The sequence below is a fragment of the Streptomyces sp. NPDC053513 genome (assembly GCF_044544765.1).
Lineage (GTDB): Bacteria > Actinomycetota > Actinomycetes > Streptomycetales > Streptomycetaceae > Streptomyces > Streptomyces litmocidini.
The window spans coordinates 112,765-131,436 of record NZ_JBITXP010000020.1; the positions used below are offsets into that span (position 1 = coordinate 112,765).

Annotated in this window: 19 protein-coding genes; 13 read left to right on the forward strand and 6 right to left on the reverse strand. The window is 72.8% G+C overall.

Annotated features, from left to right (window positions below; translation table 11 throughout):
• The first annotated feature begins 304 nt into the window (after positions 1-304).
• Positions 305-1,300 (forward strand): TAXI family TRAP transporter solute-binding subunit, encoded by a 996-nt coding sequence (locus ACIGW4_RS28240; protein WP_123455729.1) that lies wholly within the window; start codon positions 305-307, stop codon positions 1,298-1,300.
• A gap of 38 nt (positions 1,301-1,338) precedes the next feature.
• Here ACIGW4_RS28240 and ACIGW4_RS28245 read toward each other — a convergent pair whose 3' ends face one another.
• Together ACIGW4_RS28245 and ACIGW4_RS28250 are read right to left on the reverse strand one after the other, a co-directional pair.
• Entirely contained in the window at positions 1,339-2,736 is a 1,398-nt protein-coding gene (locus ACIGW4_RS28245) for a HAMP domain-containing sensor histidine kinase (RefSeq protein ID WP_359588333.1), read from the reverse strand.
• A gap of 21 nt (positions 2,737-2,757) precedes the next feature.
• Entirely contained in the window at positions 2,758-3,471 is a 714-nt protein-coding gene (locus ACIGW4_RS28250) for a response regulator transcription factor (protein WP_123455727.1), read from the reverse strand.
• A 300-nt stretch (positions 3,472-3,771) separates the two neighbouring features.
• Here ACIGW4_RS28250 and ACIGW4_RS28255 point away from each other — a divergent pair, with 300 nt between their 5' ends.
• The 8 genes from ACIGW4_RS28255 to ACIGW4_RS28290 all read left to right on the forward strand — a co-directional run bounded on the left by ACIGW4_RS28255 (position 3,772) and on the right by ACIGW4_RS28290 (position 10,190).
• Positions 3,772-4,557 (forward strand): amino acid ABC transporter ATP-binding protein, encoded by a 786-nt coding sequence (locus ACIGW4_RS28255; RefSeq protein WP_123455726.1) that lies wholly within the window; start codon positions 3,772-3,774, stop codon positions 4,555-4,557.
• A 53-nt stretch (positions 4,558-4,610) separates the two neighbouring features.
• On the forward strand, positions 4,611-5,432 hold the full coding sequence (locus ACIGW4_RS28260; protein ID WP_399583541.1) for a glutamate ABC transporter substrate-binding protein: 822 nt from the start codon (positions 4,611-4,613) through the stop codon (positions 5,430-5,432).
• 120 nt (positions 5,433-5,552) lie between these two features.
• The gene (locus tag ACIGW4_RS28265) at positions 5,553-6,227 is read left to right on the forward strand and encodes an amino acid ABC transporter permease (protein ID WP_398713628.1); all 675 of its coding nucleotides are present in this window, start codon (positions 5,553-5,555) and stop codon (positions 6,225-6,227) included.
• Positions 6,224-7,114: an amino acid ABC transporter permease gene (locus ACIGW4_RS28270; RefSeq protein WP_123455723.1), complete on the forward strand. Its 891-nt coding sequence runs from the start codon at positions 6,224-6,226 to the stop codon at positions 7,112-7,114. Before ACIGW4_RS28265 ends, ACIGW4_RS28270 begins: the two co-directional genes overlap by 4 nt.
• Positions 7,115-7,337: 223 nt before the next feature.
• A complete protein-coding gene (locus ACIGW4_RS28275; protein WP_399583544.1) occupies positions 7,338-9,014 on the forward strand; it encodes an FAD-dependent monooxygenase in 1,677 nt (558 codons plus the stop codon).
• Positions 9,015-9,061: 47 nt separating this feature from the next.
• The gene (locus tag ACIGW4_RS28280; protein WP_309544753.1) at positions 9,062-9,133 is read left to right on the forward strand and encodes a putative leader peptide; all 72 of its coding nucleotides are present in this window, start codon (positions 9,062-9,064) and stop codon (positions 9,131-9,133) included.
• Positions 9,134-9,240: 107 nt separating this feature from the next.
• Entirely contained in the window at positions 9,241-9,786 is a 546-nt protein-coding gene (locus tag ACIGW4_RS28285; protein WP_399583546.1) for a cysteine dioxygenase, read from the forward strand.
• Positions 9,783-10,190 carry a rhodanese-like domain-containing protein gene (locus ACIGW4_RS28290; protein ID WP_399583549.1) on the forward strand — a complete coding sequence of 136 codons (408 nt, stop codon included), beginning with the start codon at positions 9,783-9,785 and terminating at the stop codon, positions 10,188-10,190. The genes ACIGW4_RS28285 and ACIGW4_RS28290 overlap by 4 nt, the downstream gene beginning before the upstream one ends.
• 148 nt (positions 10,191-10,338) lie before the next feature.
• On the opposite strand, the gene recX is transcribed toward ACIGW4_RS28290, so the two are convergent.
• The 3 genes from recX to ACIGW4_RS28305 form a co-directional block, all read right to left on the reverse strand.
• Positions 10,339-10,905, reverse strand: coding sequence for a recombination regulator RecX (gene recX, locus ACIGW4_RS28295; RefSeq protein ID WP_123455721.1), 567 nt, complete (start codon positions 10,903-10,905; stop codon positions 10,339-10,341).
• Positions 10,906-10,909: 4 nt separating this feature from the next.
• A complete protein-coding gene (gene recA, locus ACIGW4_RS28300; protein ID WP_123455720.1) occupies positions 10,910-12,043 on the reverse strand; it encodes a recombinase RecA in 1,134 nt (377 codons plus the stop codon).
• A 163-nt stretch (positions 12,044-12,206) separates the two neighbouring features.
• Positions 12,207-13,019 (reverse strand): SGNH/GDSL hydrolase family protein, encoded by an 813-nt coding sequence (locus ACIGW4_RS28305; RefSeq protein ID WP_399583551.1) that lies wholly within the window; start codon positions 13,017-13,019, stop codon positions 12,207-12,209.
• A gap of 124 nt (positions 13,020-13,143) precedes the next feature.
• Here ACIGW4_RS28305 and ACIGW4_RS28310 point away from each other — a divergent pair, with 124 nt between their 5' ends.
• From ACIGW4_RS28310 to ACIGW4_RS28325, 4 genes are all read left to right on the forward strand, one after another.
• Positions 13,144-14,454 (forward strand): sensor histidine kinase, encoded by a 1,311-nt coding sequence (locus ACIGW4_RS28310; RefSeq protein WP_399583554.1) that lies wholly within the window; start codon positions 13,144-13,146, stop codon positions 14,452-14,454.
• Positions 14,451-15,119 carry a response regulator gene (locus ACIGW4_RS28315; protein ID WP_399583556.1) on the forward strand — a complete coding sequence of 223 codons (669 nt, stop codon included), beginning with the start codon at positions 14,451-14,453 and terminating at the stop codon, positions 15,117-15,119. The genes ACIGW4_RS28310 and ACIGW4_RS28315 overlap by 4 nt, the downstream gene beginning before the upstream one ends.
• A gap of 167 nt (positions 15,120-15,286) precedes the next feature.
• Positions 15,287-16,594: a cytochrome ubiquinol oxidase subunit I gene (locus ACIGW4_RS28320; RefSeq protein ID WP_359588320.1), complete on the forward strand. Its 1,308-nt coding sequence runs from the start codon at positions 15,287-15,289 to the stop codon at positions 16,592-16,594.
• Between the two features lie 36 nt (positions 16,595-16,630).
• Positions 16,631-17,410 carry a cytochrome d ubiquinol oxidase subunit II gene (locus tag ACIGW4_RS28325; RefSeq protein ID WP_398713639.1) on the forward strand — a complete coding sequence of 260 codons (780 nt, stop codon included), beginning with the start codon at positions 16,631-16,633 and terminating at the stop codon, positions 17,408-17,410.
• A gap of 12 nt (positions 17,411-17,422) precedes the next feature.
• Here ACIGW4_RS28325 and ACIGW4_RS28330 read toward each other — a convergent pair whose 3' ends face one another.
• Complete coding sequence (locus ACIGW4_RS28330) at positions 17,423-18,619, reverse strand: AI-2E family transporter (RefSeq protein WP_398713659.1); 1,197 nt, start codon at positions 18,617-18,619, stop codon at positions 17,423-17,425.
• Positions 18,620-18,672: the final 53 nt, after the last annotated feature.

Here is an 18,672-nt window from a genome sequence, read left to right on the forward strand (position 1 = left end):
CGGGGAGACCAGAACCCTGTCCCGGGGGAGATTCAGAACCCTGTCCCGGGGGAGATCAGAATCCTGTCCCGTACCCGCCTCGGTCCCCGGGCGGCCCGTCGTCCCGCGGGGCGACGGGCCCCCGCCCGGGGAGGGCGGGCACACGGAGCGGTGCCCCGGCCGGGCCCGGTCCGCCTCCGGGCCCGGAGCCGAGCCGTGCGACCCCCTCGCCGGGTACCGCGCGGCCCCTCGTGCCGGCAACGCCCCGGCGCCCCGCGCCGCCGACCCTGGCCAGGGACGGCGGTGACCTGGCAGGATCGCACACATGCTCCCCTCCCTCTCCCGCACCGCCCGCCGCGCCCTGGCGGTCACGGCCGCGCTGCTCGCGCTGTGCGGGGTGCTGGTGTGGTGGCTCGTTCCCTTCGGCTCCCCCGCCCCGAGCGGCTCGGTCACCTTCAGTACGGGCGTCCCCACCGGCGTCTACCAGCGGTACGGCGACCTCCTCAAGAACGCCCTGGCGCAGGACCTGCCCGAGGTGTCGATAACGCTCAAGGAGAGCGAGGGCTCCCAGCAGAACCTGGCCCGGGTCGCCACGGGCGAGGCCGACTTCACCATCGCCACGGCCGACGCGGTGGCCCAGTACCAGCGCGAGCGCAGGCCCGGTTTCGAGCGGCTGCGCGGCTGCGCACGGCTCTACGACGACTACGTGCAGCTCGTCGTGCGCAAGCGCTCCTCGCTCCGAAAGGTCCAGGACCTGCGCGGGCTCCGGGTCGGGGTCGGCCAGCCGGGGTCCGGCGTGCGCCTGATCGCCGACCGGGTCCTCGCGGCCGCGGGCCTGGCCCCCGACCGGGACGTCGAGGCGGTCTCGGCGGGCATCGACACGATGCCGGGACTCCTGGAGCGGGACGAGCTCGACGCCTTCTTCTGGTCGGGCGGGCTGCCGACCCAGGCGGTGCAGGAGCTGTCCGCACGCTTCCAGATCCGGCTGATCCCGCTGGACGCGCGGCTGGTCGACGCGCTGCACGACGCCGGCGACTCGACCCGCTACTACCGGTCCGCGGTGATCCCGGCGGACGCGTACTCCGAGGCACAGGACGGGTGGCCGATCGAGACCCTGGCGGTGGCGAACCTGCTGGTCACCACGGTGGACGCCGACGACGACCTGGTCGAGGGCTTCACCCGTACGGTGATCAGGAGCCGGGACGCGATCGGCCGCCAGGTCCACTCGGCCCAGCTGGTGGACCTGCGCACCGCCGTGTACACGGAGCCCCTGAAACTCCACGACGGCGCCCGCCGCTACTACCGGTCGGTGAAGCCCTGAACCGGTCGGTGGAGCCCTGAGGCGCCGCGTACCGCGTCCTACAGATCAGCGGGCGCGTACCGGGGGACGGTGACCGTCACCCGCAGGCCGTGCGGTTCGTTCGGGGCGAAGGTCACGCCTCCGCCGCCCGCCGTCAGCAGGACGCGCGCGATGGAGAGGCCGAGGCCCGAGCCCTTGACGTTCTGGTGGCGGCCCGAGCGCCAGAAGCGGTCGCCGATCCGGCCGAGCTCCTCCTCGGTGAGGCCGGGCCCGTGGTCGGCGACGACCACGGCGACGGTCGACCGGTCGGGGACGACCGTGACCGTGACCTCCTCCCCCGCGGGGGTGAACTTCAGCGCGTTGTCGATCACGGCGTCCAGGGCGCTGGAGAGGGCCACCGGGTCCGCCCAGGCGGTGACCGCTCCGCACTCCCCGGTCAACGTGACGCCCTTGTCCTCGGCGACCGGGCGCCAGGACGCGACCCGCTCGCCGGTGAGCGCGCCGACGTCGGTGAACCGCAGCTCGGCCGCCACGTGCTCGGCGAGCGCCAGGTCGAGGAGGTCGTCGAGGACCTGGGCGAGGCGCTTGCCCTCGGTCCGTACGGAGGCGATCTCCTCGTTGCCCTCGGGGAGCTCCAGGGCGAGCAGCTCGATGCGCAGCAGCAGCGCGGCCAGCGGGTTGCGCAGCTGGTGGGAGGCGTCGGCGACGAAGGCCCGCTGCTGTTCGAGCGCGTCCTCGACGTTGTCGGCCATCTCGTTGAACGAGCGGGCGAGGCGCCGCAGTTCGGGCGGGCCGCCGGTGGCGGCGACGCGCGAGTTCATCCGCCCGGTGGCGATGTCGTGGGTGACGGCGTCGAGGACGCGGACCGGGCGCAGCACCCAGCCGGTGAGCCGGAAGGCGGCGCCGACGGCGAGGAGCATCGCGGCGGCCTCGCCCGCGAAGATCAGCAGCCAGCCGCGCAGGATGCGGGAGCGGAGCTGCCCGGTGGGCGAGTCGGTGACGACGACGGCGACGACGTCCCCGTCGCGGACGACGGGGGAGGCGATGGTGAGCCGCGCGTCCCCCTGCCAGGGCCAGACCTGGGGCGGGTCGTGGCTGCGGCGTCCGAGCAGCGCCTCGTTGAAGGCGCGCCGGCCCTCCCCTTCGTACGGGACGGTCCAGTCCTCGGGGGCGGCGGCCATGGCCCGGTTGTCGCGGTAGAAGATCCCGGCGCGGATGCCGTACACGTCGTGGTAGCTGGCGAGTTCGCCGCCGAGGATCGCGCGCCGCTCGTCGGCGCCGGCGCTGCTCTCGCCGACGAACTGGGCGAGGGCGGCGAAGCGCGCGGCGTCGTCGAGGCGGTCGACGACGACCCGCTGCTGCTCGGACGCGGCGAGGCTGGCGGCGAGCGGGAAGCCGAGGGCCAGCAGCACGCCGGCCATCAGCACGATGAGCAGCGGGAGGAGTCGGGTGCGCACGTCGGGGGCCGTCCGGGAGCGTTACGCGGCGGGGGCGACGAGGCGGTAGCCGACGCCCCGCACGGTCTCGATCAGGGCGGGCATCCGCAGCTTGGAGCGCAGGGAGGCGACGTGCACCTCCAGGGTGCGGCCGGTCCCCTCCCAACTGGTGCGCCAGACCTCGCTGATGATCTGCTCGCGGCGGAAGACGACGCCGGGCCGCTGGGCGAGGAGGGCGAGCAGGTCGAACTCCTTGCGGGTGAGCGGGACGCTCTCGCCGTCGACGCTGACCCGGCGGGTGGGCAGCTCGATGGCGAGGGAGCCGAGCCGCAGCACGGTCCCGTCGGCGGCGCCCGTGGTCCCGCCGGTCTCCTCGGCTCCGGTGCTGCGCCGGCTGACGGCGTGGATGCGGGCGAGGAGCTCGCCGGGGTCGTAGGGCTTGACGACGTAGTCGTCGGCGCCGAGGTTGAGGCCGTGGATGCGGGAGCGCACGTCTCCGCGCGCGGTCACCATGATCACCGGGGTGGTGGTGAGCTTCCGGATGCGGCCGCAGACCTGGTAGCCGTCCTGGTCGGGCAGGCCGAGGTCGAGCAGGATCACCCCGTAGGAGGGCCGCTCGCCCTGGGCGGTGGGCAGGACGGCCTGGAGCGCCTCCTCGCCGTTGCGGGCGTGGGTGACCGTGAAGCCGTGCTTCGCGAGGATCGCGGAGAGTGCGGCGGCGACGTGGTCGTCGTCCTCGACGAGCAGCAGTCGCATGCGTACCTCCTCCGTGATGATTCCGTCGTGATGTGCCGAGGGCTGTGACGTGCCGGCGGCGGCTCTCTGTGTACCAGGTGCCACCAGGGCATGAACACCGAACACGGGTGTCACAGTCAAGTGTCCCCCCGTGACGGCGCCGTTTCCGTTATGGACCCGGTACGGCCCAGGCGTCGCCTTCACCCACTGTGTCCGTTCGCGGCCGGATCGTTATCCTCAATTTCCGCTCAGATGTGATGACGCTCGTCACATCGGGTCTCTAGTGTCCTCCCCAACCGAGGAGGACGGAGCAAGAGGCCGATGAGCGGAGAGTCAGTGTCCAAGAGCCCCGAGGACACCCCGCGTGCCGCGGAGGACCTGGTCGTACTGTCCGACGTGAACAAGCACTTCGGCGCGCTGCATGTCCTCCAGGACATCGATCTGACGATCGCCCGCGGCGAGGTCGTGGTCGTGATCGGGCCGTCCGGGTCCGGCAAGTCGACGCTGTGCCGCACGATCAACCGGCTGGAGAGCATCGACTCCGGCACCATCACCATCGACGGCAAGCCGCTGCCGCAGGAGGGCAGGGAGCTCGCCCGGCTCCGGTCCGACGTCGGCATGGTCTTCCAGTCGTTCAACCTCTTCGCGCACAAGACGGTGCTCGAGAACGTGATGCTGGGCCAGATCAAGGTCCGCAAGACGGAGAAGAAGGCCGCCGAGGCCAAGGCCCGGGCCCTGCTCGACCGGGTCGGGGTCGGCACCCAGGCGGACAAGTACCCCGCTCAGCTCTCCGGTGGTCAGCAGCAGCGCGTGGCGATCGCCCGCGCGCTCGCGATGGACCCGAAGGTCATGCTCTTCGACGAGCCGACCTCGGCCCTCGACCCGGAGATGATCAACGAGGTCCTGGAGGTCATGCAGCAGCTGGCCCGGGACGGCATGACGATGGTGGTCGTGACCCACGAGATGGGCTTCGCGCGCTCCGCCGCCAACCGGGTCGTCTTCATGGCCGACGGGCGCATCGTCGAGCAGGCGACGCCCGAGGAGTTCTTCAGCAACCCGCGCAGCGACCGGGCCAAGGACTTCCTCTCCAAGATCCTTCACCACTGAGCGAGTTCGGACCTATTCTTCCCAACTCACGCCTACTCAAGGGGTTTTCCACCATGAAGCTTCGCAGCGTCTCCGCCGCCGCCGCGGCCGCCGTCGTCCTCTCCCTGACCGCCACCGCCTGTGGCGGCGGTTCCGACTCCGGCAGCAACGGCGACAAGATCACCATCGGCATCAAGTTCGACCAGCCGGGCCTGGGCCTGAAGACCCCGGACGGCAAGTACACCGGCTTCGACGTCGACGTCGCCAAGTACGTGGCGAAGGAGCTCGGTTACTCCGAGGACAAGATCAACTGGAAGCAGGCGCCGAGCGCCGAGCGCGAGAACCTGATCAAGAACGGCGACGTGAAGTTCGTCGTCGCCAGCTACTCGATCAACGACAAGCGCAAGAAGGAGGTCGACTTCGCGGGTCCGTACTTCCTGACCCACCAGGACCTCCTCGTCCGCGCCGGCGACGCCTCGATCACCAAGGTCGAGGACCTCAACTCCAAGAAGCTCTGCTCGGTCACCGGCTCGACCTCCGCGCAGAACGTCAAGGAGAAGCTCGCCCCGAAGGCGAACCTCCAGCAGCTCGGCGGCTACTCCGAGTGCCTCACCGGCCTGGAGAACAAGGCCGTCGACGCCCTCACCACGGACGCCTCCATCCTCGCGGGCTACGCCTCGCAGAAGGAGCTCCAGGGCAAGTTCAAGCTCGTCGGCCTGAAGATGAGCGACGAGAACTACGGCATCGGCCTGAAGAAGGGCGACGACGAGCTGCGCGGCAAGATCAACAAGGCGCTGGAGAAGATGGTCTCCGACGGCACCTGGGAGAAGCTCGTCAAGGCGAACTTCGGCCCCTCCGGCTACAAGTACGAGCCCGCGCCGGCGATCGCGAAGTAACCCGCCCGCCCGAAGCCGTGACGGCCGCCCCGCACCCGGGCGGCCGTCGCACCGGCACCGGCCGCCGCCCCCGCGGCGGCCTCCACACCGACCGACCACCAGGGGAGAGCGCGGGGCATCGTGTTCGACTTTCTTGATTCCGGGCAGTACGACCTGCTCGGCGCCTTCTGGGTGACGGCTCAGCTCGCCCTCTACTCGGCGATCGGCTCACTGGTCTGGGGCACCGCCCTGGTCGCCATGCGGGTCAGCCCGGTCCCGCTCATGCGGGGCTTCGCCACCGCGTACGTGAACATCGTCCGGAACACTCCGCTGACGGTGGTCCTCGTCGCCTGCCTGCTGGGCCTCAACCAGACCCTGCTCATCACGCTCGGCGCGGAAAGCTTCGAGAACATCGGCTTCCGCCTCGCCGTCCTCGGACTCGTCGCCTACACCGGCACCTTCGTCTGCGAGGCACTGCGCTCGGGCATCAACACCGTGCCGCCGGGCCAGGCCGAGGCCGCCCGCGCACTCGGCCTGAGCTTCACCCAGGTCCTCCGGCTCGTGATCCTCCCGCAGGCCTTCCGGGCCTCGGTGAGCCCCCTCGCGAACGTCCTGATCGCCCTCACCAAGAACACCACGGTGGCGGCCGCGATCGGCGCCGCCGAGGCCTCGCTCCTGATGAAGACGATGCTCGAGAACGAGACCGACGCGCTCTTCACCGTCTTCGCGATCTTCGCCTTCGGCTTCATCGTCCTCACCCTCCCCACCGGCCTGATCCTCGGCTGGGCGGCCAAGCGACTGGCGGTGAAGCGATGAGCTCCGTCCTGTACGACACCCCCGGCCCACGCGCCAAGCGGCGCAACGTCGTCTACACGATCGTCTTCCTCGCGGTCCTCGCCCTGGTGGCCTGGTGGGTGCTCGGCGCCCTGAACGCCAAGCACCAGCTGGACGCGGACAAGTGGAGCCCGTTCGTCACCGACTCCGAGGTCTGGACGACGTACCTGCTGCCCGGTCTCACCGAGACCCTCAAGGCCGCCGCGCTCTCCATCGTGATCGCCCTGCCGCTCGGCGCGGCCCTCGGCATCGGCCGGCTCTCCGACCACCGCTGGGTCCGCGTGCCCGTCGGCGCCCTCGTGGAGTTCTTCCGCGCCATCCCGGTCCTGCTCCTGATGATGTTCGCCAACCAGCTCTACCGGGAGTTCACGACCGTCAGCTCCGACTTCCGCCCGCTGTACGCGGTCGTCACCGGCCTGGTGCTCTACAACGCCTCCGTCATCGCCGAGGTCGTCCGGGCCGGCGTGCTCTCGCTGCCCCGCGGCCAGGGCGACGCGGCCGTCGCGCTCGGCATGCGCAAGGGCCAGACCATGCTGTACGTCCTGCTGCCGCAGGCCGTGACCGTCATGCTCCCGGCCCTGGTCAGCCAGCTCGTCGTGATCGTCAAGGACACCGCGCTCGGCGGCGCCCTGCTCGGCTTCGCGGAACTCCTCAGCCAGAACCGGCAGATCACCGCCAACTACGGCGCCAACACGATCGCCACCCTCACGGTCATCGCCCTGATCTACATCGCCCTCAACGCCCTCCTCACCACCCTCGCGGGCCGGCTGGAGAAGAGGCTGCGGCAGGGCAGGAAGTCCTCCTCCGTGACTCTCCCCGCCCAGGCGGGAGCCACCGAGGTGAAGTCGGACGCCGTCAGCGGCGCCTGACCCCGGAGGACTCCCGCAGGCCAGTGGGGGCCTGCGGGACCTCCGTGGACCACCCCGGGGTGGGCCGGAGCGGCAACGACCCGAGGTCGGCCGCACCGCGCCCACCCCGTCGCTTGACGCGGGCATCTTCAGTGGGTTGCATACGGTCTGTGATCAACCACCGGGCTCGTGCCACACTCAGCTGTGCTGCCCTCATGACCGTCCGGCCTTCAGGAGCCGCGCCGTGGACCCGGTGATCATCGTGGGCGCGGGGCCGGTCGGCCTCGCGCTCTCCCTCGCGCTCGCCGCGCAGGGCGTGCCCAGCGTCGTCCTCGACGAGGGCACCGGCAAGGAGGAGCCCCGCCCGGCACGGAGCGTCGTCCTGCGCGCCGACATGGCCGCGATGGTCGAACGGCTCGGCTGCACGACCCTCCGTGACGAGGGCGTCCGCTGGATCGGCTGGCGCGGCCTGCGCCGCCGCCAGGAGGTACGCCGGATCACGCTCGACCTGGGGCTCGGCGGCACGGAGGAGTGGTCCGAGGACCCCGACGCGCCCGCCTCCCCGGCCGCCCCGCTGCACATCCCCCAGCACGCCCTGGCCCGTGGACTGCGCGACGCCATCTCCCGGCAGAAGCTGATCCGGCTCGTCACCGACTCCCGGCTCGACACCGTCGAGCAGGACCGGGACGGGGTCGTCGCCCACACGCGCGGCCCGGAGGGCACCTGGTGGCGCGGCAGCCACCTCGTCGGCTGCGACGGAGCCCGGTCGACCGTGCGCAAGCTGCTCGGGATCCGTTTCCCCGGCCGCACCGCGGTGGAGCGGCACGCCGTGGCCGCGCTCCGCACCGAACTCCCCTGGCCCGGCGAGGCCCTGCTGCACCGTCAGCCCCCATGGCGCGGCGCGGCCGAGGAGATCACCGCGCGCCCGCTGCCCGACGGGGTGTGGCGGATCGACTGGCTGCTGCCGCCCCGCGGCGACCTGGTCACCCCGGACGCGCTGATCGCCCGCATCCGCGAGACCCTGGCCGGCTGGTGCGACGGCGTGACGCCTCCGTACGAACTGATCGACACCGGCGTCCACACCCTCCACCACCGGCTCGCCCGCCGCTGGCGGGTGGACCGGGTGCTCCTCGCCGGGGACGCGGCGCACCTGCTCGGCGCGGTCGGCACCCAGGGCCTCGACGAGGGGCTGAGGGACGTGGACAACCTCGCCTGGAAGCTCGCCCACACCTGGCACCACGGCGGCTCGGACCGGCTGCTCGACAGCTACCAGAGCGAGCGGCGGACGGCCGTCGCGACCCGGCTGCGCGCCGCCGACCAGTCGCTGCCGGTACTGCGCGGCGGCGGGGGCCTGCGCACGTACCTCCCCGGAGCGGCGCGCGGCCACGACGCCCTGCTGTCCGACGGCCACGTGGGGCGCGGCCCGCTCGGCGCGCCCCCGGCGTACCCCCACTCCCCCCTCGCCTCCCCCCACACCGAGGGGCAGACGCCCGTCGGCACCCCGGCGGGCGCCCCGGTCGAGGACGTCCGCGTGACCGCCCCCGACGGCACGACCGTACGGCTCCGGGACCGGCTCGGCCAGGGCCGCCTCCTGGTCCTCCTCGTCGCACCCGGCACCGGGGTCTGGGACCGGCGCCACTGGCGGACCGCGGGGGTGATGCCCCGGCTCGAAGAGGCCGTCCGGGCCCTGCCGGTGAAGGCCGAGGTCCTGGTGACGGAGGCCTATCCGGGAGCCGCGGCCCACGCCGTCCTGCTCGTACGGCCCGACGGGCACCTCGTCGCCTCCTTCTCCGGGGTCCGCCCCGAGGAGCTGTACACGGCGGCGGACGCGGCCCGGGGCGGCCCGGCCTCGGACGAGGCTCCCCCGGGGGAGGCCCCCGAGGTGTCCGTATCGGGTGACCGCACGGCGGACATGCATTGATTCCCGCAGGCGCGCATGGTGTACTCCGGAGCGTGACCGACACCGATGTGCGCCTGTGGCGGAGGGTCCACATGGACCTCGTCCGCTACGCGGGCTGCGTGTGTCGCCCGTCCTGCTGATCTCGCCCCTTTCCCCGCGCGCCCCGCCGCCGACGCACGTCCACGTCTCGTGTGCCGTGTGCCGCGTGCCGTCGCGCGCTCTTCCGCGAACCTCAGGACGGTCATCCGTGGCACTTCCCCCTGCCCCCTCCCCCGATCCCTCCGCCCTCGTCCTCGCCTCCGCCCCGACCTCGGCCGAACTCCTCGACTTCGTCCGGCGCACGGCGGCCGACCAGGAACTCGTCGACTCCCTCCCCCTCGACCCCGAGGGCCGCACCTGGGTACGGCTCGACGGCCCCGGCGGCAGCGAGGCCTGGCTCATCGGCTGGCCGCCCGGCAGCGGCACCGGCTGGCACGACCACGCCGAGTCGCTGGGCGCCTTCGCGACCGCCCGCGGCACGCTGACCGAGAACGCGCTCGCGGTCCGGCTGCCGGCGAGCGGCTGGAAGACCCTGGAGCTCGCCGACGGCCTCGACCGCTCCCGGCGGCTGTCGGAGGGCACCGGCCGGGCCTTCGGCCGCCACCATGTGCACGAGGTGCTCAACGAGTCCACGGACACCCACGCGGTGTCGGTGCACGCCTACTATCCGCCGCTCCCGCTGATCCGGCGGTTCAGCCGGACGGGCGCGGTGCTCCGCCTGGAGCAGGTCGAGCGCCCGGAGGACTGGCAGTGAGCGAGGAGCGGGTGGGCATCGACGAACTCCTGGAGCGGGTCAGGTCGAATCTCGACCGGATCGAGCCCCGGGCCGCCTACGAGGCGTACGAGGCGGGTGACGCGCTCCTGGTCGACACGCGCTACGCGGCGCTGCGGGAGCGGGACGGCCTGATCCCGGGCGCGCTGATCGTGGAGCGCAACGAACTGGAGTGGCGGCTCGATCCGCTGGGCAGCCACCGCGCGGCGGAGGCCGACAGCCACGACCTGCGGGTGGTGGTCCTCTGCAACGAGGGCTACGCCTCCTCCCTCGCGGCCGAGTCCCTCCGCCGCCTGGGCCTGCACCGGGCGGCGGACCTCATCGGCGGCTTCCAGGCCTGGAAGGCCGCCGGCCTCCCGGTCCTCCTCCCGGCCACCCGCACCTGAGCCCGGCCCGCCCGGCCTGGCCCGCTCGGCCTGGCCCGGCCCGGCTCGGCCGGAGGGTCTCCCGCTCGCGCGCACCCTGACGGGGCCTTCGGCCCCGCCGGGGTCCGCCTCCCCCGCGCGATCCGACGGGTCCTTCTGTCCCCCCGCGTCAGAAGGACTCGTCCAGACCCTCCGTGTCCTCGCCCTCGGCCTCCAGCGCCTGGCGGACGACGCGGAGTGCCATGCCCTCGGGGTACCCCTTGCGGGCGAGCATCCCCGCGAGCCGTCTCAGGCGCCGGTCGCGGTCGAGGCCGCGGGTGGCGCGCAGCTTGCGCTCCACGAGCTCGCGCGCCGTGGCCTCCTCCCGCTCGGAGTCGAGCTGGTCCACCGCCTCCTGGATGAGGGCCGGCTCGACGCCCTTGGTGCGCAGCTCCCGGGCGAGTGCCCGGCGGGCGAGGCCCCGGCCGTGGTGACGGGACTCCACCCAGGCCCCCGCGAAGGCGGCGTCGTCGATGAGACCGACGTCCTCGAAGCGGGAGAGGACCTCCTCCGCCACCTCGTCGGGGATCTCCCGCTTGCGCAGGGCGTCGGCCAGCTGCTTGCGCGTGCGGGGGTTTCCGGTGAGCAGGCGCAGGCAGATCGCGCGCGCCCGCTCAGCCGGATCCTGGGGTGACAGCTCCTTCTCGGCCCTCGACGAGTCGGGGCTGTCACCCGGCCATTCGGTGCGACCGGTCACCGGTTCAGCTCTTGACCGCGGTGGCCTTGGTCGTCTTCGCGGTCTTGCCGGCGGCGGCCGGGACGCTCTTGGCGTCGTCCGCACCGGCCGCGTCGGCGGAGCCCGCCGCGTCCGCGCCCGGCTCGGCCGAGGGAGCCTCGGGCCGGACGCCGACGCCCAGCTTCTCCTTGATCTTCTTCTCGATCTCGTTGGCGAGATCGGGGTTGTCCTTCAGGAAGTTGCGGGCGTTCTCCTTGCCCTGGCCGAGCTGGTCGCCCTCGTACGTGTACCAGGCGCCGGCCTTGCGCACGAAGCCGTGCTCCACACCCATGTCGATCAGGCCGCCCTCGCGGCTGATGCCCTGGCCGTAGAGGATGTCGAACTCGGCCTGCTTGAAGGGGGGCGCGACCTTGTTCTTGACGACCTTGACGCGGGTGCGGTTGCCGACCGCGTCCGTGCCGTCCTTGAGGGTCTCGATGCGACGGATGTCGAGGCGCACCGAGGCGTAGAACTTCAGGGCGCGGCCACCGGTCGTGGTCTCCGGCGAGCCGAACATCACGCCGATCTTCTCGCGGAGCTGGTTGATGAAGATCGCGGTGGTCTTGGACTGGTTGAGGGCGCTGGTGATCTTCCGGAGGGCCTGGCTCATCAGACGGGCCTGGAGACCCACGTGCGAGTCGCCCATCTCGCCCTCGATCTCCGCACGCGGGACGAGCGCGGCGACGGAGTCGATGACGATCAGGTCGAGGGCGCCGGAGCGGACGAGCATGTCGACGATCTCGAGGGCCTGCTCGCCGTTGTCCGGCTGGGACAGGATGAGGTTGTCGATGTCGACGCCGAGCTTCTTGGCGTACTCGGGGTCGAGGGCGTGCTCGGCGTCCACGAAGGCGACCTGGCCGCCGGCCTTCTGGGCGTTGGCCACGGCGTGCAGGGTCAGGGTCGTCTTGCCGGAGGACTCCGGGCCGTAGATCTCCACGACACGGCCGCGCGGCAGGCCGCCGACGCCGAGGGCGACGTCGAGGGCGGTCGAGCCGGTGGAGATCACCTCGATCGGCTCCTGGGTACGGTCGCCCATGCGCATCACGGCGCCCTTGCCGAATTGGCGTTCAATCTGTGCGAGGGCGGCGTCGAGCGCCTTCTCGCGGTCGGTTCCTGCCATGGGTTCCACCCGGTTTGCTTGAGTCGATCGCTTCATGTGAAAGACGCTAACCCCTGCCACTGACAACGGGCCCCGACGTCCCCTCCGCCCTGTGGACAACTCGGCGCCAAGCCCGTGATTCCAAGGGTCGGGCTTCCATGAGAATGGATGTTCGATTTTAGTGTCAAGCGCGCCACGCGGCCCCCGGAGGAGTCCCGGGACCGGCCGTCACCGGCAGCAGTTCCGGGCGCTTGGCGCGGCGGTCGTCGCCCGACGAACGGCCGCGCAGGCGCCGGCCGAGCCAGGGACCGAGGAAGGATCCGGCCCAGCGGAGCTCGGCGGCCACCGCGCCGAGACCCGAGGGGAGGGCCTGCGGGGGCAGGGGGCGGGTCCAGGAGTCGTCGGAGCCGGGCAGCGCGAGCGCCTGGGCGACGGCGGCGGCGATGCGGGCGTGGCCGATCGGTCCGGCGTGCAGCCGGTCGGGGCTCCACAGCCGGGGGTCGTCGACGACGGGATGGCGGGAGGTCTCGACGACGGTGACGCCGTGCCGGCGCGAGGCCGCCCGGATCCGCTCGTTGAGGGCCTCGACGCGGGGGCCGAGGGGGCGGGCGAGCGGGGTGATCCGGCCGACGCCGGGGAAGGTGAGGGTGGCGACGCGGGCCCCCTGCGCGGTCAGCGCGGCGAACATCGCCTCCAGGTGCCCGGCCGTCGCGTCCGCGTCGAAGCGCGGCCGCAGCAGGTCGTTCACGCCGGCGACGACCGTGGCGAGGTCCGGCCGGAGCGCCAGGGCGGGGCCGAGCTGCTCGGCACGGACCTGGCCGGCGAGGCGGCCCCGTACGGCCAGGTTGGCGTAGAGCACGTCGGACCGCTCGCGGGCGAGCAGCTCCGCGAGCCGGTCCGCCCATCCCCGCAGCCCGCCGGCGTCGTCACCGTCGCCGAGCCCTTCCGTCTGGCTGTCCCCCAGCGCGACGTACCGCAGAAACGTGCCGTCCGACATGACCCCGCCTTTCCTCGACCCGAGCAGCACCTGAGCCCTGCACACCCCACCACCATACTCACTTTTTTTACTACACAACTCGGCAAATAAGCCCTGGAAAGCTCCCCCGGCCTATCCTTCGCCCATGCCCCTCCCCCTCCGCGCCCCCGGCGGCGGCCGTCCGTCGCCCAGGGCCGCCGACGCCCTCGTGGCGGGAGCCGTCCTGCTCGTCGTGGCGGTCTGGACGCTCGTCTCGGCGCAGTACACGAGCGAGCCCGCGCTCCGCACCGCGCTCGGCTGGGCACTGATCCTGACGGGCTGCGGGGCGCTGTACTTCCGGCGGAGGCGGCCGGTCGCCGTGGCCGTGGCCACGCTGCTCGCCTGCGTCGTCTACTACCCGCTGTCCGCCCAGGACGGCCCGCTGATGATCGCCTTCGCCCTCGCGCTGTACACGACCGCCGCCGAGGGCCGCTTCGCCGCGGCCGTCGCGCTCGCCGCCGTCACCCTGCTCGCGGTCGGGTTCGGCGAGATCCGGCAGCAGCCGGGACACCGGCAGATCGACGACACCTCGCTCGCGATGCTGGCCGGCTGGCTGATCAGCCTCGTCGCCGTCGGCCGGGCCCAGCGCACCCGGATCGCCTACCTCCACGAGGTGGAGCAGCGGGCGCTCGCCGCCGAGCGGGAGCAGGAGGCCCGCGCCCGGCAGTCCGCGACCGAGGAGCGGCTGCGGATCGCCCGTGAGGTGCACGACGTGCTCGGCCACAGCATCTCGCTGATCAACGTCCAGTCCGGTGCGGCGCTGCACCGGCTCGGCAAGAGGCCCGCCCCCGAGGCCGGGCTCGCCACCGCCACCGAGGCCCTGGAGGCGGTGAAGGCGACCAGCAAGGACGCCCTGCGCGAGCTGCGGGCGACCCTCGGGGTGCTGCGCCGGGCCGACGAGGCCACGCCGACCACGCCGTCCTCCGGTCTGGCGCTCCTCGACGATCTCGCCACGCGCGCGCGTGGCGCCGGTCTCGACGTCCGCGTCCACACCACGGGCACGCCCGTACCGCTGCCGCCGCCCGTCGACCTCGCCGCGTACCGGATCGTGCAGGAGTCGCTGACGAACGTCACCCGCCACGCGGGCGCGCGGACCGTGACGGTCACCCTGGACTGGGGTGCCGACGCGGTACGGCTGCGGATCGCGGACGACGGCGAGGGCGCGCCGGAGGGGCGGCCGCTGGGCAGCGGCATCCGGGGCATGGCCGAGCGGGCCCGGGCGTTCGGCGGGGAGCTCACCGCCCGGAACGGCGACGACGGCGGCTTCCTGGTGGACGCCCGGCTGCCCCTGACCGCCCCGGCCCCACCCCCGGTGGCCACCGGGACCACCGCCCCGACCCCGCCCACGGCGACCACCGGGCCCACCGGCCCGACCCCGCCCACCGACCCCACCCCGTCCGAGAGGGACCCCCGATGATCCGTGTCGTGCTCGCCGACGACCAGACCCTGGTCCGGGCCGGCTTCCGGTCGATCCTCTCCGACGAGGAGGACATCGAGGTCGTCGGCGAGGCCGGGGACGGGGAGCGGGCCATCGGGCTCGCCCGCGAACTGCGCCCGGACGTCGTCCTGATGGACATCCGCATGCCGGTGCTCGACGGCCTGGAGGCCACCCGCCGCATCACCGCCGACGCGCGGCTCGAAGGGGTGCGGGTGGTCATCCTGACCACGTTCGACGCGGACGACCACGTGTACGGGGCGCTGCGCGCCGGCGCCTCGGGCTTCCTCGTCAAGGACACCGAACCGATGGAACTGCTGCACGCGGTACGGGTCGTGGCGCGCGGCGACGCGCTGATCTCCCCGGCCGTGACCCGTCGGTTGATCGCCGAGTTCGCCGGTCTGGCCGGGCGGCATCCGGACCCGAGCCCCCGGCTCAACGCCCTCACCGAGCGGGAGCGCGAGGTGCTGGGCCTGGTGGGCACCGGGCTCTCCAACGACGAGATCGCCGGCCGGCTCGTCCTCTCCCCCGCCACCGCCAAGACCCACGTCAGCCGCATCATGACCAAACTGGCCGTGCGGGACCGGGCGCAGCTGGTGATCCTGGCGTACGAGTCCGGGATGATCACCCCGGGCTGGCTGGCCTGACACCCCTGGGGAGCCCGGCCTGATCGGCCTGACGTCCCCTAGGGGTCGGCCGCCCACGGGGACATCTCGTGGAGTACGCGCGCGTGGGGAGGCGCAACCGCCGGAGTACGGCCGGTGTCCACCCCGGGGTGACGCGGGGCCCCTGACCGTACGCCGACGCTGACCGGGTGCATCAGGACGTACTCGATCTCGCGCGGCTGCAGTTCGCCCTCACCGCGGGCGGCCACTTCCTCTTCGTCGCCCTCACCCTGGGGCTCGCGACCGTCGTGGCCGTGCTCCAGACCCTGGCGACGTTCGGCCGGAAGCCGCTGTACGCGCGCATGGTGCGGTTCTGGGGCCGGCTGTACGTGATCAACTACGCGGTCGGGATCGTCACCGGCCTCGTGATGGAGTTCCAGTTCGGCATGGCGTGGAGCGGGCTCACCCACGAGGCGGGCAACGTCCTGGGGGCCTCGCTCGCCGTCGAGACGATCGTGGCGTTCTTCGTCGAGTCGACCTTCCTCGGCCTGTGGATCTTCGGCTGGAACCGGCTCAACCGCTGGGCCCACCTGGCCGCGATCTGGATCGTCGTCCTGACCGCCTACCTCTCGGCGTACTGGATCCTCGTCTCCAACGGCTTCCTCAACCACCCCGTGGGGCACGCCTCCGAGGGCGGCGAGCTGGTCCTCGACGACCCGGTCGCCGTCCTCACCAACCCCTCCGCGCTGCTCGCCTTCGGGCACGTCCTGGCGGGCGCGCTGCTGACCGCCGGCTTCTTCATGGCGGGGGTGAGCGCGTACCACCTCTTCCGGCGCAGCCCGGAGTGGGAGTTCTTCGGCCGCAGCCTGCGCATCGGGGTCTTCCTGTCGGCTCCGGCGCTGATGGCCGCGGCCGTCTTCGGCGGGCTGCAGTTCGGCGTCCTCGCCACCTTCCAGCCCATGAAGTCGGCCGTCTTCAGCGGGAAGGCGGCCGAGATCGCGCGCGTGCAGGCGGAGATGGCGGAGCGTTTCGGGCCGGGCGACTACGTGCCCTCGGAGGCGTGGACCCGGGGCGGCGGTCTGGTGATGCTCCTCTGCTTCGCGCTGATGATGTACCTGTGCTTCGCCGGGGTGATCCTGGCCTGCTTCAAGAAGGCCGTCTTCCGGTTCCGGCTCTGGCACCTCGTCCTGATGGCGGCCGTGCCGCTGCCGTACCTCGCGATGATCGGCGGCTGGGTCTTCCGGGAGGCGGGGCGGCAGCCGTGGGTGGTCTACGGGCTCCTCAGGACGGAGGACGCCGTCTCGGACCTCTCCCCCGGCACCATGCGCCTCTCCCTCACCGTCTTCACCACCGTCTTCGTGGCGCTCGCCCTCCTCGACGCCTGGCTCCTGGCCCGGCACGCCCGCCGCGGCCCCGTCGAGTCCGGCCTCGGTCACGACGAGCGCCCGGACCCCGCCGACGGCGGGGAAGGGACGCCGCCCGATCCGGCGGACTCGCTGCCGGCTCCCCGCTACTGAACGGCCCGCACCGCCCATCGACACCGAGGAGCCTCCGTGGAGACCCTGGCCATCGCCCTGCTCGCCTTCTTCACCGCGGGCTGGTCCGTCCTCGCCGGGGCGGACGTCGGCACCGGCATGCTCACCCCCTGGCTCGGCCGGGACGACCGCGAGCGGCGTCTCGTCCTCGCCTCCTTCGCCCCCTTCTTCCTGGGGGACGAGGTCTGGCTGGTCGCCACCGCCGGCGTCTTCGTCGGCTGTTTCCCCGCCCTCGAAGGGGAGCTCCTGAGCGGCCAGTTCCCGGTCCTTGTGGCCCTCCTGGCCGGCTGGATCCTCCGGGACGTGGGGCTCTGGTCGCGCGCCGGCGGCCCCGGGCCCCGCTGGCGCGCGGGCTGCGACGCCGCCGTGACGTGCGGCAGCTGGGCCGTCGCGCTCTCCTGGGGGTGGCTGCTCGCGGCCCTGCTGACCGGTCGCCCGTACGCCCCGGCGACGGGCCCGACGGCGGTGCTCACGGCGCTCGCCGTGGCCGCGCTGTTCGCCGCGCACGGGCTCGGGTTCGCCGCGCTGCGCCTCACGGGCGTGCCGTACGAGCGGGCCCGCCGGCTCGTCGGACGCGCCGGGCGCCCCTGGCAGTCCTTCGCGCTCACCGGCGCCCTGCTGGCCGTGCTGCCGCTGTGGGCGGGCACCGTGCTGCCGCTGGCCGAGCGGGCGGCCGCGCCGACCACGCTCCGGCTGCTGGTGCCCGCCCTGCTGGCCGTCACCCCGGTCCTGGTGGCCGTCCAGGCATGGATCCGGCACGCCTTCCGGCACCGGGTGACGGGCCCTTCGTACCTCTGACCGCGCGGAGGCTCAGGACTCCCCTTGCGAGGACTCCTTCTTGTGGTGCAGGGCCTTCTGCAGTCGGGCCACGACCGCCTCGCCGTACCTGCGGTGGCCGTGGACGCGCGGGTCGTCCGTGACGTCGTACCGCTTCACGTACGCGCCGAGGAAGGCCTGGAGGGTGGCGACGGCCGGAATGGCGATCAGCGCGCCGACGGCCCCGAGCAGCGCCGTCCCCGCGATGACCGAGCCGAAGGCCACCGCCGGGTGGATGTCCACGGTCTTCGAGGTGAGCTTCGGCTGCAGCATGTAGTTCTCGAACTGCTGGTAGATCACGACGAAGCCGAGCACCCACAGCGCGTACCAGGGGTTGACCGTGAAGGCGATCAGCATCGGCAGGGCGCCGGCGAGATAGGTGCCGATGGTCGGGATGAACTGCGAGACCAGACCGACCCACACGGCGAGCGCCGGGGCGTACGGCACCCCCAGGATCTCGAAGAGCACGAAGTGCGCGATGCCCGAGATGAGGGCCATCAGCCCGCGCGAGTAGAGGTAGCCGCCGGTCTTGTCGACGGCGATCTCCCACGCCCGCAGCACCTCGGCCTGCCGGGCGGGCGGCAGGACGGAGCAGAGCGCGCGGCGCAGCCGGGGACCGTCGGCCGCGAAGTAGAACGCGAAGAGGAAGATCGTCAGGAGCCGGAACAGTCCGCCGAGGACCGTGGCGGAGACGTCGAGGACGCCGGACGCGCTGTTCTGCACGTACTTCTGCAGCCAGTCGGAGCTGAGCACGCTGTCCTGGACCTCGACGCGCGAGAGGTCCGTGTGGAAGTTCTGGTTGATCCAGTTGATCAGCGAGTCGAGGTACTTCGGGAAGTTCTCGACCATGTCCACGATCTGCCCGGCCAGCATCGAGCCGAGGAGGACGACGAAGCCGAGGCCGAAGACCGTGACGGCGAAGAAGACGAGGAAGGTGGCGAGGCCGCGGCGCATCCCGCGCGCCGCCATGCGTCCGACGGCCGGCTCGATGGCGAGGGCGAGGAAGAAGGCCAGCAGGATGTTGACGAGAAGGCCGACAAGTTGGTGGAAGGCCCAGTTGCCCAGCAGGAAGACGGCGTAGAGCGCGAGGGCGAGCACGAGCGCGCGGGGCAGCCAGCGCGGCATCCGCGCGGGCCCGGCGGCCGGCGCGGCCGGCGCTTCCGACGGCACGGCCGCCGGGGCGTCGGGCACGGCCGCCGCGCCTCTCCCGCCGGCTCCCTCCGGGGAGGCCGCGGCCGGAGCGG

Bases quoted from the DNA above. Each gene is read 5' to 3' on its own strand.
- ACIGW4_RS28240 (WP_123455729.1), top strand. From the start codon at position 305: ATGCTCCCCTCCCTCTCCCGCACCGCCCGCCGCGCCCTGGCGGTCACG.
- ACIGW4_RS28250 (WP_123455727.1), bottom strand. From the start codon at position 3,471: ATGCGACTGCTGCTCGTCGAGGACGACGACCACGTCGCCGCCGCACTC.
- ACIGW4_RS28255 (WP_123455726.1), top strand. From the start codon at position 3,772: ATGAGCGGAGAGTCAGTGTCCAAGAGCCCCGAGGACACCCCGCGTGCC.
- ACIGW4_RS28260 (WP_399583541.1), top strand. From the start codon at position 4,611: ATGAAGCTTCGCAGCGTCTCCGCCGCCGCCGCGGCCGCCGTCGTCCTC.
- ACIGW4_RS28270 (WP_123455723.1), top strand. From the start codon at position 6,224: ATGAGCTCCGTCCTGTACGACACCCCCGGCCCACGCGCCAAGCGGCGC.
- recA (WP_123455720.1), bottom strand. From the start codon at position 12,043: ATGGCAGGAACCGACCGCGAGAAGGCGCTCGACGCCGCCCTCGCACAG.
- ACIGW4_RS28305 (WP_399583551.1), bottom strand. From the start codon at position 13,019: ATGTCGGACGGCACGTTTCTGCGGTACGTCGCGCTGGGGGACAGCCAG.
- ACIGW4_RS28310 (WP_399583554.1), top strand. From the start codon at position 13,144: ATGCCCCTCCCCCTCCGCGCCCCCGGCGGCGGCCGTCCGTCGCCCAGG.
- ACIGW4_RS28315 (WP_399583556.1), top strand. From the start codon at position 14,451: ATGATCCGTGTCGTGCTCGCCGACGACCAGACCCTGGTCCGGGCCGGC.